This window comes from Novosphingobium sp. UBA6272, from assembly GCF_002440635.1.
In the GTDB taxonomy this organism is placed as follows: Bacteria; Pseudomonadota; Alphaproteobacteria; order Sphingomonadales; family Sphingomonadaceae; genus Novosphingobium.
Genome location: NZ_DJUW01000028.1, coordinates 135,582 through 149,390, shown reverse-complemented (window position 1 = coordinate 149,390; position 13,809 = coordinate 135,582). Strand labels below are relative to the sequence as shown.

The 13,809-nt window shown below is 65.5% G+C and carries 11 protein-coding genes; 3 read left to right on the top strand and 8 right to left on the bottom strand.

Annotated elements, in window-relative coordinates; genetic code table 11:
- Position 1 precedes the first annotated feature (1 nt).
- From B2V17_RS13645 to B2V17_RS13635, 3 genes are read left to right on the top strand one after another with little or no spacing between them, the layout of a single operon-like run.
- Positions 2-274, top strand: a complete 273-nt coding sequence (locus B2V17_RS13645; RefSeq protein WP_292998597.1) for a sarcosine oxidase subunit delta — start codon at positions 2-4, stop codon at positions 272-274.
- On the top strand, positions 271-3,132 hold the full coding sequence (locus B2V17_RS13640; protein ID WP_292998595.1) for a 2Fe-2S iron-sulfur cluster-binding protein: 2,862 nt from the start codon (positions 271-273) through the stop codon (positions 3,130-3,132). The genes B2V17_RS13645 and B2V17_RS13640 overlap by 4 nt, the downstream gene beginning before the upstream one ends.
- Positions 3,125-3,637 (top strand): sarcosine oxidase subunit gamma, encoded by a 513-nt coding sequence (locus B2V17_RS13635; protein ID WP_292998593.1) that lies wholly within the window; start codon positions 3,125-3,127, stop codon positions 3,635-3,637. The genes B2V17_RS13640 and B2V17_RS13635 overlap by 8 nt, the downstream gene beginning before the upstream one ends.
- Here B2V17_RS13635 and B2V17_RS13630 read toward each other — a convergent pair.
- The 8 genes from B2V17_RS13630 to B2V17_RS13595 all read right to left on the bottom strand — a co-directional run bounded on the left by B2V17_RS13630 (position 3,609) and on the right by B2V17_RS13595 (position 13,665).
- Positions 3,609-4,091 (bottom strand): sarcosine oxidase gamma subunit, encoded by a 483-nt coding sequence (locus B2V17_RS13630; RefSeq protein WP_292998591.1) that lies wholly within the window; start codon positions 4,089-4,091, stop codon positions 3,609-3,611. The genes B2V17_RS13635 and B2V17_RS13630 overlap by 29 nt on opposite strands.
- Complete coding sequence (locus B2V17_RS13625) at positions 4,084-6,831, bottom strand: 2Fe-2S iron-sulfur cluster-binding protein (protein WP_292998590.1); 2,748 nt, start codon at positions 6,829-6,831, stop codon at positions 4,084-4,086. Before B2V17_RS13625 ends, B2V17_RS13630 begins: the two co-directional genes overlap by 8 nt.
- Positions 6,828-7,091, bottom strand: coding sequence for a sarcosine oxidase subunit delta (locus B2V17_RS13620; protein WP_292998588.1), 264 nt, complete (start codon positions 7,089-7,091; stop codon positions 6,828-6,830). Before B2V17_RS13620 ends, B2V17_RS13625 begins: the two co-directional genes overlap by 4 nt.
- 133 nt (positions 7,092-7,224) lie before the next feature.
- The gene (locus tag B2V17_RS13615; RefSeq protein WP_292998586.1) at positions 7,225-8,481 is read right to left on the bottom strand and encodes a sarcosine oxidase subunit beta family protein; all 1,257 of its coding nucleotides are present in this window, start codon (positions 8,479-8,481) and stop codon (positions 7,225-7,227) included.
- 166 nt (positions 8,482-8,647) lie between these two features.
- Positions 8,648-9,772 carry an NAD(P)/FAD-dependent oxidoreductase gene (locus tag B2V17_RS13610; protein WP_292998584.1) on the bottom strand — a complete coding sequence of 375 codons (1,125 nt, stop codon included), beginning with the start codon at positions 9,770-9,772 and terminating at the stop codon, positions 8,648-8,650.
- Positions 9,769-11,226, bottom strand: a complete 1,458-nt coding sequence (locus B2V17_RS13605) for an FAD-dependent oxidoreductase (RefSeq protein ID WP_292998582.1) — start codon at positions 11,224-11,226, stop codon at positions 9,769-9,771. Before B2V17_RS13605 ends, B2V17_RS13610 begins: the two co-directional genes overlap by 4 nt.
- Positions 11,223-12,482: an aminotransferase class I/II-fold pyridoxal phosphate-dependent enzyme gene (locus B2V17_RS13600; RefSeq protein WP_292998581.1), complete on the bottom strand. Its 1,260-nt coding sequence runs from the start codon at positions 12,480-12,482 to the stop codon at positions 11,223-11,225. Before B2V17_RS13600 ends, B2V17_RS13605 begins: the two co-directional genes overlap by 4 nt.
- Entirely contained in the window at positions 12,475-13,665 is a 1,191-nt protein-coding gene (locus B2V17_RS13595; RefSeq protein ID WP_292998579.1) for an aromatic ring-hydroxylating oxygenase subunit alpha, read from the bottom strand. The genes B2V17_RS13600 and B2V17_RS13595 overlap by 8 nt, the downstream gene beginning before the upstream one ends.
- Between the last annotated feature and the right edge of the window lie 144 nt (positions 13,666-13,809).

Sequence of the window (13,809 nt, the reverse complement as noted above, 5' to 3'; positions counted from 1 at the left end):
CATGATCCTGATCCATTGCCCCTATTGCGACGACACGCGCCCCGAGCTGGAGTTCGCCTATGCCGGCGAGGCCCATATCGCCCGTCCACTCGATCCTTCGGCACTGTCCGATGCGGATTGGGAACGCTACCTTTTCATCCGCGCCAATCCAAAGGGGCGGCACAATGAACGCTGGCGCCATGTTCACGGCTGCGGCCGGTTCTTCAACGCGGTGCGCGATACGGTGACCGACAAGTTCGAGCTGACCTACAAGGCGGGAGAGCCCCGCAAATGAGCGCCTATCGGATTTCCGGGCTGGGCCGCGTGGCCGAAGCCGCAGCGGTGAACTTCACCTTCGATGGCAAGCGCTATCAGGGCCGGGCGGGGGACAGTCTGGCCTCGGCATTGCTCGCCAATGGCGTGCTGCTGATGGGCCGCAGCTTCAAGTATCACCGCCCGCGCGGGCTGCTGGGGGCGGGCGCGGAAGAGCCCAATGCGCTGATCAGCGTCGATCGCGGCGGCGGCCGTTTCACCCCCAACCTGCGCGCCACGGCGATCGAGCTCTACGAAGGGCTCGATGCCCGCAGCCAGAACCGCTGGCCCAGCCTGCAGAACGATCTGGGCGCGATCAACGACCGGCTGGGGCGGTTCTTCCCGGCCGGGTTCTACAACAAGACTTTCATGTGGCCGCGCTCGTTCTGGGAAAAGCTCTATGAGCCGGCGATCCGCCGGATGGCCGGGCTGGGCGACGCGCCGACCGATGCTGATCCCGACGTTTACGATGCCTGCTATGCCCACTGCGACGTACTGATCGTCGGGGCGGGACCGGCCGGAATCGACGCCGCGCTGGCGGCTTCGGCATCGAAGAAGAAGGTCATTCTGATCGACGAGCAGGACGAACTCGGCGGCGGTGCCTTGGCCGATCCGACGCTCTGGCCGTGGCTGGCCGAGAGCCTGAAGGACCTGGCCAAGCTGACCAATGTGACGCTGCTGCCGCGCACCACGGCGTTCGGCTATTACCATGACAACTTCATCGGCGCGGTCGAACGGCTGACCGAGCACCTGCCCGATCCCGGACACGGCGCGCGCGAAAAGCTGTGGCGGATCCGCGCGGGCGAGGTGGTGCTGGCCCAGGGCGCGATCGAACGCCCGCTGGTATTCGCAGGGAACGATGTGCCCGGCGTGATGCTGGCTTCGGCGGCGCGGACCTATCTCAACCGCTTTGGGGTCGCGGTGGGCCGTAATGTAGCGTTGATGGCGACGCATGACAGCGGCTGGCGCGATGCGTTTGCGTTGGCCCGTGCTGGCGTCCGGATCGCGGCGATTGTCGACCTGCGCGAGACGGTCGATGCGGTGTTGCTGGCCGAGGCCGCTGAACTTGGTGTGCGGGTGGAACTGGGCTCGGCGGTGATCGGCGTTGCCGGTCGCCACGCGGTCGAGGGGATCGAGATCGCCCGTGCCGACGGTTCGGCGCGGCAGCAGCTTGATTGCGATGCGGTGCTGATGGCGGGCGGCTGGACCCCATCGGTCCATCTCTGGTCGCATTCGCTCGGCAAGCTTGAATGGTCGGAGGACTGGGGAGCGTACCTGCCCGGCAAAGCCAACGAGAACGTCCGCTGCCTGGGCGCCTGCGGCGGCAAGTGGAGCTTTGGCAGCGGGGTCTATGTCGGCCAGCTGCCCACACCGAAGAACCCGGCGACGATCAAGGCCTTTGTCGATTTCCAGAACGACGTGACCGCCAAGGACATCGCGCTGGCGATCCGCGAGGGGATGAAGTCGGTCGAGCATATCAAGCGCTACACCACCAACGGGATGGCGACCGATCAGGGCAAGACTAGCAATCTCAATGCTTTGCAGCTGGCCTCTGCCGCGCTTGATCGTCCGGTTCAGGCGATCGGGCTGACCACGTTCCGTCCGCCCTATACCCCGCAGACCTTCGGGGCACTGGCCGGTCACGCCAAGGACGCGCTATTCCAGCCCACCCGCAAGACCCCGATCGACCCTTGGGCCGAAGCGCAGGGCGCGGTGTTCGAGCCGGTCGCGCAGTGGCGGCGTGCGCGCTATTTCCCCAAGGCGGGCGAAGACATGCACGCGGCGGTCGCGCGCGAATGCCTGGCGGTGCGGCAGAGCGTTGGGATTTTCGATGCATCGACCCTCGGCAAGATCGAAGTCGTCGGGCCGGATGCGGCCGAATTCCTCAATCGCATGTACACCAATCCTTGGAAGGGGCTCGAGCCGGGGCGGTGCCGCTATGGCCTGTTGCTCAGAGAAGACGGATTTATCACCGATGACGGTGTCTCGGCACGTTTGGCGCCCGACCGGTTCCACCTGACCACCACCACCGGCGGCGCGGCGCGGGTGCTGAACATGATGGAGGACTACCTCCAGACCGAATGGCCTGATTTGAACGTATGGCTGACCAGCACCACCGAGCAGTGGGCGGTGATTGCGGTGCAAGGGCCCAAGGCGCGCGAGGTGATCGCGCCGCTGGTTTCCGGGATCGACCTGTCGGGTGACGCCTTCCCGCACATGGCAGTGCGCGAAGGCACGATCTGCGGGGTTCCGACCCGGCTGTTCCGGGTCAGCTTCACCGGAGAGCTGGGCTTTGAAATCAACGTTCCCTCGGCTTACGGACGTCATGTCTGGGAAGCGGTGTGGCAGGCCGGACAGGCCCATGGGATCATCCCCTATGGCACCGAGACGATGCACGTGCTGCGCGCCGAAAAGGGCTTCATCATCGTCGGGCAGGATACCGACGGCACGGTGACCCCTTATGACGCCGGGCTTGACTGGGCGGTGGGCAAGAAGAAGGCGGATTTCGTCGGCAAGCGCTCGCTGGCGCGGCCCGATATCGTGGCGAACGGGCGCAAGCAGCTGGTCGGTTTGCTGACCGACGATCCGGCCGAAGTGCTGGTCGAAGGCGCGCAGATCGTCGAGGATCCCAATCAGCCGATCCCGATGAAGATGATCGGCCATGTGACCTCAAGCTACTGGAGCGCGAGCCTGGGCCGGTCGATCGCGATGGCATTGGTGGCCGGCGGGTTCGACCGGATGGGCGATACCCTGCACGTGCCGATGCCGGGCAGGACGATCACCGCCAAGGTGGTGAAGCCGATGTTCTATGACGCCGAAGGGAGCCGCCTCAATGTCTGATCTGGCGACACGCACCGCGCCGGTTCCGGCTGAGCCGGCCGAGTTCCCCGGCGTTTCGATCTCGCTCTCGCCGCCGCTGGCGCGCTGGTCGCTGCGCGCGCGCGATCCTGCAGCGCTGGCCAAGGCGATCGGCCACATGGTTCCCGGCAAGATCGGCGAAAGCGCAGGCGGCATGCTCTGCCTCGGTCCCGACGAATGGCTGCTGCGCCTGCCCGAAGGCGCGACGGTTCCGATGGGCGAGGGTCTTCCGCTGAGCGTGGTCGACATTTCCGAGCGTGCGGTCACGCTGGTGCTTGAAGGTCCGCGCGCGATCGAGGTGCTGTCAAGCGGCTGCCCGCGCGATCTGTCGAAGTTCGCGGTCGGCTATGGCAGCCGGACGATCTACGAAACGGTCGAGATCGTGCTGGTCCGCAAAGGCGAAGAACGCTGGAGCGTCGATGTCTGGCGCAGCTTCGCGCCGTGGCTGTGGACCGGGCTTACGACTGCGGCAAGCCACCTGCGCTAAGCCGCCAGAAGTGCTGCAGATCAGCCGCATGGCTGGCCGGGACATAGGCCAGGCAGGCGTTCTCGCTTTCAACCCGCAGCGTCACCGCAACGTGATCGATTGGGGTGGTGGCTACGCAATCGATAGCGAATTGAGCGCTTTCCGCGTCGAACAGGCTGCCTTCCATCAGCAGGCTGCGCCAGGCCGGGCCTGACAGCCGTACCCGCTCGTAACCGCCACCAGTTGGCGTCAGTGCGCCGCCGTCACCCAGGGCAGCCTCGATCGCTGCTGCTTCGCCTTCGACCAGCCAGGTGGTTGGGGATAGGCGCAGAACATTGCCCTGGGCCTTACCAACCTTGGGTAAGTCATGGCCCAGCGCCTTGGCGATCCGTTTGGCCGCGGCCTTGGGATCGCCCCACAGCTCGAGCATGTGCAGCGGCGCGCGGCCGAGCTGTTCGATCGTCACATCAGTCACGGTAGCGCTCCCCGGCCGGATCGTAGAAGTGTGGGCTCGTGACGCGAACCTTCGCCTTCTGCTTGCGTGTGGGCGACCAGGCGTAGAGATCTTCGCCGTGCCGCGCCTGTCCGCCCTTGAGGTGCCCGATCGCGATCGATCCGCCTTCCAGCACCCGCAGGCCCGATCCGGTAACATGGCCCTCGGCCTCGCCGCCGATAAAGCGGACCAGCATCGAGCCTTCGGGGATCGAGCCGCCGTCCAAGGCTACCAGCCCGACGAATTGCTTGCGCAGCGGGTCGGCAAAGTCGGGGCGTTGCAAAGTCGCGGCGCCGATCCAGGTGCCAGCCTTGCTTACCATCTTGCCGAGGCCCAATTCCCCGGCGGTCAGCCGGCCGTCGATATCGGTGCCGACCACCATGTGGCCTTTTTCGATCCGCAGCAGCTCCATCGCCTCGAGCCCGTAGGGACAGCAGCCCTCAGCCTCGATTGCCCGCCACACCGCTTCGGCATGGCTGGCATCGAAATGGACCTCGAAGGCGCGCTCGCCTGAAAAGCTTGCGGCCATGACCAGCACCGGCGCTCCGGCGATCTTGGCTTCGACCACCGACATATGGCGCGGAGCTTCCTCACCAGTCAGCGCGGCCATCACTGCGCTGCTCTGCGGCCCGGCCACGGCCATCGCGGCGTAATGCTCCTGCACGCAGACGACCGAGACCTTCAGGTCTGCGCAGAGATGATTGCGGACATAGGACAGCCAGGTCGCCATCCGGCTTGCCCCGCCGGTCGAACTGGTCAGCAGGTAGCGGTTTTCCTCGAGCCGCCAGACGGTGCCGTCATCGAACACCAGTCCGTCCTCGCGGGCCATGAAAGTATAGCGCCCACGCCCGACAGCAAGTTTGCCAACCGTGGTCTGGCAGACCCGCTCAAGGAACTGTACCGCATCAGGGCCTTGCACCTCAAACTTGGCGAGGGTCGAAACGTCACACATCCCAACCGAAGATCGCACTGCGCGCGCCTCGCGAAGGCCGGCTTGAGCCAGCGTCTCAGCGCCAATCGGATAGGCCCGCGGGCGCTTCCAGTATCCGGCGTTGAGCCAGATCGGGTCTTTCGCGGCATGCAGATCATAGAGCGCGGGACGCCGGGTGGGCTGGGCGTGTTCGCCGGTTCCCATACCGGCCAGTGCGCCCATTGAAACCGGGGTATAGGGCGGGCGGAAAGTCGTGAGCCCGGCCTCGGGCACGGTCATCCCCTCACGCCGCGCGATCCGGTCAAGCGCGGCCATGTTGCCGGTCTTGCCCTGGTCGGTCGCCATGCCCAGCGTGGTGTAGCGCTTCAAGTGCTCGACCGAGCGATAACCCTCGCGCCAGGCGAGATCGAGGTCGGCCACGGTCACATCGTTCTGGAAATCGACGAAGGCCTGTTTGGCAGCGCCGGTTGCACCCACGGTTTCGGCCGGGGCCGGCTGCGCGGCGAGGCCAACGGTGCGCACGTTCCAGCGGCTTGCGCCGGGAACAAAGGCCTGTGCAGCTTCATCCCAGTCCAGCTTGCCGCCGGCCTGCATGTGGAGGTGCACCACCGGGGTGAACCCGCCCGACATGGCGATCAGGTCGCAAGCGAAGGTCTGAGTGGTCCCGTCCACGTCGGCCACCAGCCCGGTCACGCCGTTCTTCCCGCCCTTGGCAGTCACCGGCGCGGCAGCGTTGAACACGGCGAATTCGCTATCCCCGCCGACCGGAGCCGGGCGGCTGTCGAGCACGGCGATCACTTCGGCACCGGCTTGCCTCAGCGCCTTCGCGGTCAGGTAGCCATCGTCATTGGTGGTCGCCACGACCACGCGCTTGCCCGGCACCACGCCGAACCGGTTCACATAGGTCCGCACCGACTGGCTGAGCATCACGCCGGGCCGGTCGTTGTTCGCGAAAGTCAGTGGGCGCTCGATTGCGCCGGTGGCCAGCACAACTTCGCCCGCGCGGACATGCCAGTAGCGCTGGGTAAAGCCATTCACGGGAACCTGACCGGGTTCGACCAGCTTCTCCGAAAGGCAGACGAACTGATCGTCCCACAGTCCGCTGGCGCTGGTCCGGGTAAGGACGCGCCCGCCGGATGTGCGCACTTCGGTGGCGATCTCGCCCGCCCAGGCTCGGCCCTGTTTACCGTCGATTTCTTGCGGATCGCGCAGCAGAGAGGGTGCCAGTTCCGCATCCTGCTCGACCAGAAACACCTTCTTGCCAGCGCGAACCGCATCGCGCGCGGCAATCAGGCCTGCCGGACCAGATCCGACAACTAGCACATCACAGAACGCCGCACGCTGGGCGTAGCGATCGGGATCGATCTCGGCCGGGGCTGGGCCAAGGCCAGCGGCGCGGCGGATGAACTTCTCGTAGAACAGCCACAGCTTGGGCGGGCCGAAAAAGGTCTTGTAATAGAACCCCGCCGGCAGCGCCCTGGATACCAGTTGCAGCGCAGAGCCAAGATCGCTCGACAGGCTCGGCCAACGATTCTGACTGGTCGCGACCAGGCCTTCGTAGACGAAGAGGTCGGTCGCGCGGGTGTTGGGTTCGGTGCGCCCGCCGCTGCCCACGGTGACCAGCGCATTGGGCTCTTCGATCCCGGCAGACAGTATCCCGCGCGGGCGGTGATATTTGAAGCTGCGGCCGACCAGCTTGATCCCGTTATCGAGCAAGGCAGCGGCCAGCGTTTGGCCGGGCTTCGCTGTCAGCGCGCGGCCATCGAACGTGAAATTGATCTGGCCGGTCATGGCAGCACCTTCGGCCCAATCGGTTTGACCCATTCGATGGCGTGGCTCACCCGGTCACGGCGGATCAGCATCCAGCTGCCGCAGCCGTAGGTGTGGCGCCAGATCTCCTCTTCAACCCCGCGCAAGTTGGCGCGCGTGAACAGTGCGGCAACCGCGACTTCTGGTGCGGCATCCAGCGGTACGACCGAATCCGCCGTGCGTTCATAAACGAACTCGGCCTGGGCGCGGTTACCGCAGTGGGGGCAGGGGATCAGTTTCATGATCTATAGCCCCTACCCAATGGGGAGGGGTTGGGGTGGGGGGGCCACGCCAGCGTCGAGCCCCCACCCCCGGCCCCTCCCCGGCGGGGAGGGGGGACGATGGGCGTTCGAGAGGTCTGCGTACACATTTCCATCACCGATGATTCGGGAACGGGCCAGTGCCGTTCTCATCGACCGGTGAGCCGCGCTCAAACCGGTCGAGGCTGAACGGCTCGACTATTTCGTGGGGACGGCCATGGGCCAGCGAATGCGCGAACAGGTAGCCGGAACCGGGGGTGGCCTTGAACCCGCCGTAACACCAGCCGCCGTTGATCCACAGGCCATCCACCGGCGTGGTGCCGATGATCGGGCTGCCGTCAAAGCTCATGTCGGTCACCCCGGCCCAGCAGCGCAGCATACGCAGGCGTGACAGCGCCGGGATCAGCGCCAGACCCTGCTGCACCGCCAGCTCCATCGTCACCGGCTGCCCGCGCTGGGCGTATGAAGGCCAGTTGTCGGGATCGCCGCCGAACACGATCCCGCCCTTGTCGCTCTGGCTGATGTAGCAGTGCAATGATTGGGTCATCACGACAGTGTTGACCATCGGCTTGACGCCTTCGGTGACCATCGCCTGCAGGGTCTGGCTTTCTACCGGCAGTTTCAGGCCGGCCATCGCCGCTACATGGCCCGAATGGCCTGCAGCGCAGATCGCGACCGTGCCGGCATTGATCCGGCCGCGCGTAGTCTCCACTCCAACCACCCGATTGCCGTCCATCACCATGCCGGTGACTTCGCACTTCTGGATGATGTCCACGCCGCGGCTGTCGGCCCCGCGGGCAAAGCCCCAGGCCACCGCATCGTGCCGGGCAGTCCCGCCGCGCCACTGGATCATCGCCCCTTCGATCGGGAAGCGGGCCTGGCGCGAGAAATCTAGGCAGGGCTCGAGCTTCATCACCTGGTCGCGGGTCAGCAGTTCGGCGTCGATACCTTGCACCGCCATGGCATCGCCCTTTTCGGCAAGGCGGATCATGTCGGCATCCGAATGCCCCAGCGTCAGCGCGCCGCGCGGGCTGAACATCACGTTGTAGTTGAGATCGTCCGACAGGCCTTCCCACAGCTTGAGGCTGAATTCGTAGAACCGGCTGAGCGGCTCCAACCGATAGTTCGAGCGCACGATGGTGGTGTTGCGCCCAACATTGCCGCCGCCGATGTAGCCCTTCTCGATCACCGCGACATTGGTGATGCCGTGGACTTTGGCGAGGTAAAAGGCGGTTGCCAGCCCATGCCCGCCGCCGCCGATGATGACCACGTCATAGCTTGGCTTCGGTTCAGGATCGCGCCAGGCGGGCTGCCAATGCGACTGCCCGTTGAACGCGCCGCGCAGCAGGGAGAGGGCGGAGTACTTGGTCACTGGAATCCAAACTCCGTTCGTCCTGAGGAGGCGTCCCGGCCGAAGGCTGCGCGAAGCGCAACCCAAAGGCTGAGGAGCCGTCTCGAAGGACGCTTGCGCAACAGTGGTTCGAGACGGGCCTTCGCTCCGCTCAGTCCCTCCTCACCACGAACGGGGCTGGTTACGATCACAGCGGCAACCAACCCTTGCTTATCCGCCAGTCCGCCTCAATCCCGTCAAACCGGCTGAGGCCCAGTTTCTCGATATCGGTAAAGCTGCATCTGCCTTCGAGAACCAGATCGCTGACCGCGTGGCCGCTGGCAGGTGAGAGTCCGAAACCGACGCCCGACATGGTGCAGACAGTCACATTCTCACGCCGGTCGATCACCGGGCGGCCATCAGGGGTCATCTCGATCACCCCGGCCCAGGACCGGATCACGTTGAGGTGCGCGGCACCCGGGAACAGTTCGGCGAGCCGCCGGGCGAGGTTGCGCGTCAAAGGCGTGCTCGGCTTCGTTTCCGGACCCAGATCGCCGAATTCGACCCATTCGTGCGGACCTCCGCCATAGGCCAGGTTGCCGCGCAGCGTCTGGCGGCCATAGAGTCCGTTGCCGTCTACTCCGCCCAGCTTCATCATCGGCGCAGGTTCGGTGACGATCATTTCGGCGCGGGCATTGGCCAGCGGCAAGTCGATCCCGACCTGTGCGGCGAGCTGGCCGGTCTGCGGGCCTGCGGCGATTACCACCGCATCGCATTCGTAAGTGCCACTGGTGCTTTCGACTGCGGTGACTGTGCCGCTTGCCACTTGGAAGCCTGTGACAGGCGAATGCTGGACAATCTGGCCGCCCAGGTCCTGCAAGGCCCAGGCATAGGCCTGCACGCTGCGGTGCGGATTGGCGTGGCCGCCGAAGCGGTAATGGATCCCGCCCAGGCAATTGTCACCTGCCAGCGGCACCGCCTCGCGGACTTGGCTAGCGTCGAGCAGGTCAACCCGGTGGCCCAGCCGGTTGTTCATCTCGGCGATGTAGTGGTACTGATCGAGCTGGCGCGGGGTGACCGCCATGACGATCCGCTCAGGGCTGAACTCGGTCGGATAGCCCAGCAATTCGTCCATCTGCGGCCACAGCCGCTGCTCTTCCTTGAACAGCGGGCTCTGGTAGTGCGAGCACCCGCCGCCGTTGCGGCCCGATGCTTCCCAGCCGACGATCCCCTTGTCGAGCACGGTCACGGACACGCCCGAACGCGCCAGCCACCAGGCGGCGCTCAGCCCCGAGGCGCCGGCACCGACGACAACAACTTTCTGCGCGCTCACAGTGCCATTGCTCCGCCAAGCCGCCGCCGGTTTTCCTCCTCATAGGGGGTTCCGATATCGGCATAAGGCACCCACTGCGTGGGAATGCCCATCCACACGTCCCAGCCGGCACGCATCGCTTCGCTTTCCTCCCAGTCGGCGATCACCTTGAGCGGCAGCGGCCGAACCGGTGCGCGGTGAGTGGCAAGTGGCACTTCGGCCAGGTTCTTGCCCGCTTCGGCGGCAAGGATCATCGCCACCTGATCGCGGCAACGGCGGCCCTGGCACTGGCCCATACCGGTGCGGGTCAGGCGTTTGACCTGGTCCTGATTGGGCGGACCATCCTGCAGCAAGGTCTTGAGCGAGCGCTTCTGCAGTGCCGGGGGGCGCTCGAGATAGCGGGGAGGCTGGAGCCCGGTCAGGTCGGCCAGGGTCATTTCCTCGCACTGGCAAATGATCGTATCGCCGCCGCAAGCTCCGCCCAGCGCGTCCATCCAGTCTTGCCGGTAGCTGGCATGATCGAACCCGGTATTGACCAGCCCGGCGCAGCTTCCGGCGAAAGCGATCGCTTCGCTTTCCTCGGGCACCCAGCCGCCGCGATTGGCATCGAAGCGGCGCGGGCCATCGGCGGCGTCGTTGAGTTCGATCATCGGCACCAGGCCTACGCCCATGACCACCGAGTCGCAGGCGAGGGTCTCGCCATCGGAGAGGACCAGTGCTTCAACCCCGTCAAGCCCGCCCTTGGCCTCGACCGGAGTCACACCGCAGCGCACCTGAATCCCGGCAGCCGCGACTTGCGCGGCCAGATCGGTGTTGCCTTGGACCGTATTGCGAAGTTCAAGAATTGCGAGGACTTCGAGTCCCTTGGCCTTGGCAAGCAAAGCGGTTTCGAGGCCCAGATCGTGCGAACCGACCACCACGATCCGCCGCCCGGCAAAGGCATCGTAGCGCTCCAGCAGCATGGCGAGCGCCTTGGCGCCCATCACCCCGGGCTGGTTCCAGCCGGGGAAGGCCAGCGGCAAGTCACGCGCGCCGGTGGCGATTACGAGCTTGTCAAAGCCTACCAGCCACGAGCGTTCCGCATCGGCGAGGCCAACGACCTGGCCGGGCAGACTGCCGACCAGTGGCCCGTTGCGATAGACGCCCCAGGCGGTAGTAGCCAACTGGACCTCGACCCCGGCTTCGAATGCCGGTTCCAACCACGGCATGTTCATGAACACCGTCTCGACCATCCGCTCGCGGTTCTGGACCGCGGTGGTGGCGCGGCCGCCGAAGAAGAACGGGACATCGGTGCCGATCAGTGCGCCGGACACAGGGTTCTCATCGACAAGTAACACCTTGGTGCCTACTTGGGCGGCCTTGAGTGCTGCCTCAGTGCCGCTTGGCCCACCGCCAATCACCACCACGTCATAGTGATGTGATGGCGCGGGAAACTTGCCGTCAATGGCGTGTGGATCGTGTCCGCGCTGGCTCATACCACCTCAAATGCCTGGGCCAAATCGGCAATGATATCATCGACATGCTCAAGGCCAACCGAGAGCCGGATCGTCCCGTCGGTGATCCCGCTGGCCAGCCGGTTCTCGCTGCTGACGGCATAGTGGGTGGTGCTGGCGGAATGGCAGATCAGGGTGTTGGAGCCGCCCAGATTAACCGCCATTTTCAGCAGCCTGAGCTGGTCGAGCATGCGAAATGCTTCGGCCTCCCCGCCATGCAGGTGGAACGAGAAGGTCGATCCGGCCCCGCGGCATTGCCGCTCGAACACCGCCCGCGCCGCGGTGCCTTCGGGGGTGAAACCAAGGTAGGTGACCCCCGCAACCTTGGGATGGGCGCGCAGCCATTCGGCCACGGCCAGGGCATTTTCCATCGCCCGCTCGGTCCGGATATGGACCGTCTCAAGGCTGCGCAGCACCAGCCAGGCGTTGTAGGGATCGAGGTGATTGCCCCAGGTCAGACGCTGCAATTTCAGCGGTGCAATCAAGTCCTTGCGCCCGCTGATCGCGCCCGCCAGCAGGTCCGAATGGCCCGCGCAATATTTGGTCAGCGAGGTGACGACCAAATCGACCCCGTGCTCGATCGGGCGCTGGTGGAACGGGCCGAGCAGGGTGTTGTCGACCATCACGATCGGTCGCCGGCCCTGCGCCGCCTCGATCCGTCCGGCGATCTTTACCAGCAGGTCCAGGTCGACCAGTGCGGCGGTCGGGTTGCCGGGACTTTCAGCGGCGAGCAGCGCGACCGGGCCCTTGGCCATCGCCGCTTCGCAGGCCGCCCACATGTTCGCTTCGTCGCAGCCGTCGGTCCAGGCGGTGCCATGGGCGCCGAACTGCGGCATGATCTCATTGAACAGGCCGTCGACGCCCGAATAGAACGGCCGGCCGTGAACCACGCCTTCGCCGGGCTTGAGATAGGCCAGCGCGACAGCGGTATGCGCCGCCATTCCGCTGCAATAGGCCAGCGCCGCCTCGGCCCCGTCGATCGCGGCAAGGCGGGCTTCCAGAATGTCGAGCCCCGGGTGGCCGAGCCGCGAATAGATGTGCAGCGCACCGCCAGCTTCGGGACCGTCGCCGTCGAAATATGCGCGGTGTACGTCCTTGGCGGTCTGGGCCGAGGGATAGGTGAAAGTCGCGGTCATGAAGATCGGCGGCTTGGCGCTGCGCAGCGCGTCTTCGGGATCCCAGCCGTGCGAAATCGCCAGCGTTTCGGGACGGAACGGGGGAGTCTTGGGGTCAGCCATGGGATGCAACATAGTCCTTGGCGCTCTGGCAGTACCAGTCGGCAAATCGGGTCACCAGACGTTCGGCTTCAAGCGAGTAGGGGCCGGGACGATAGCCGGGGCTGAGCACGCCGCGGTGGTTGTTTTCGGCCAGTTCCTTGTCCTGCAGGTTGGTCTTGAGCCACAGTTCCTTGAGCGCCGGGATCTGATAGTCCCTGCCCTCTTCGGCGTCCTTGTGAACATACCAGCGGCTGAATACGTGGGTTTCGCGCGGGCCGACCGGCATGCAGCTGAACACGAACACATGATCGCCGGTGGCGTGGGCGAACAGGTGCGGATCGATCGCCCAGCGCAGCGAGCCGACGTTGCCGCCGTTCAGCGTGGTCAACGGTCTGGAACAAACCGGCTGGCCGTCCATGCTGATCGAGCTGCATCCGGCATTGAGCGCAAACCGCGCCAGCTGCCACCACGAACCCTCGACGCCAGCGTGGGGCAGGCCAAGCCTATCCATTGCCTCGACAAAGTCACGGTCCACCGTGTCCTGCGCGCTCTGGACCGGGAAGCTCTGCCCCAGTTCGGGGTGCCCGGTCGGGCAGTGATAGCATTCGCGGGCATTTTCCATCACCAGCTTCCAGTTCGCCTCCTCGACCATCAGGTCGGTGGCTGCGAGCTTGAGATTGGCGAAGTTGAGCGGGCCGGCATAGGCTTCGAACTGCTGGCCGAAGCTGTCGAACTCGGGCGGGTCGTCGGCCAGGCAGATGAAGATCGCGCCCGCGACGCGGCGCAGCGGGACGGGCCGCAGGCTGTGTTCGCCCTTGTTGAAATCGGCGGGCATCCGGCCGGCCGCCAGTAACGAGCCGTCCAGTCCATAGGTCCAGCGGTGATAGGGGCAGATCAGCCTGGGAGCGGAACCGTGCCCGGCCTCGCACAGGATCGAACCGCGATGGCTGCAGCTGTTGTGAAAGGCGCGAATTTCGCCGGTCTTGTCGCGCACGATCAGGACCGGCCATTTGCCGATAGTCAGCGCCAACCGGCTGCCTGCCGTTGGCAATTCGCATTCCAGCCCGGCCATCAGCCAGGACCGTGCATAGATCGCATCGAGATCGAAGTCGAAGGCGCGCGGATCGGTGTAGAGCCCCTGCGGCAAACTGTGATCGGGCTTTCGGGCGGCCAGCTGCGTGGCTGCCCAGGACAGGTCGTTCATCGGGGCCTCCAGACAGGGCAATCGTGTGGGCAATTCCCGCTGGTGAGAACAATTGAATTTTCGCATAGCCCTATCTCATGCAGAGGGGCTATTCACGGCGCTGCGCCCAGGCAGTACAAGCGCAGGGCAATCAGGGCAGGAGGG

Coding starts and splice junctions, on each gene's coding strand:
- B2V17_RS13620 (WP_292998588.1), bottom strand. CDS start 7,091: ATGAAACTGATCCCCTGCCCCCACTGCGGTAACCGCGCCCAGGCCGAG.
- B2V17_RS13600 (WP_292998581.1), bottom strand. CDS start 12,482: ATGGCTGACCCCAAGACTCCCCCGTTCCGTCCCGAAACGCTGGCGATT.
- B2V17_RS13645 (WP_292998597.1), top strand. CDS start 2: ATGATCCTGATCCATTGCCCCTATTGCGACGACACGCGCCCCGAGCTG.
- B2V17_RS13605 (WP_292998582.1), bottom strand. CDS start 11,226: ATGAGCCAGCGCGGACACGATCCACACGCCATTGACGGCAAGTTTCCC.
- B2V17_RS13635 (WP_292998593.1), top strand. CDS start 3,125: ATGTCTGATCTGGCGACACGCACCGCGCCGGTTCCGGCTGAGCCGGCC.
- B2V17_RS13640 (WP_292998595.1), top strand. CDS start 271: ATGAGCGCCTATCGGATTTCCGGGCTGGGCCGCGTGGCCGAAGCCGCA.
- B2V17_RS13595 (WP_292998579.1), bottom strand. CDS start 13,665: ATGAACGACCTGTCCTGGGCAGCCACGCAGCTGGCCGCCCGAAAGCCC.
- B2V17_RS13625 (WP_292998590.1), bottom strand. CDS start 6,831: ATGACCGGCCAGATCAATTTCACGTTCGATGGCCGCGCGCTGACAGCG.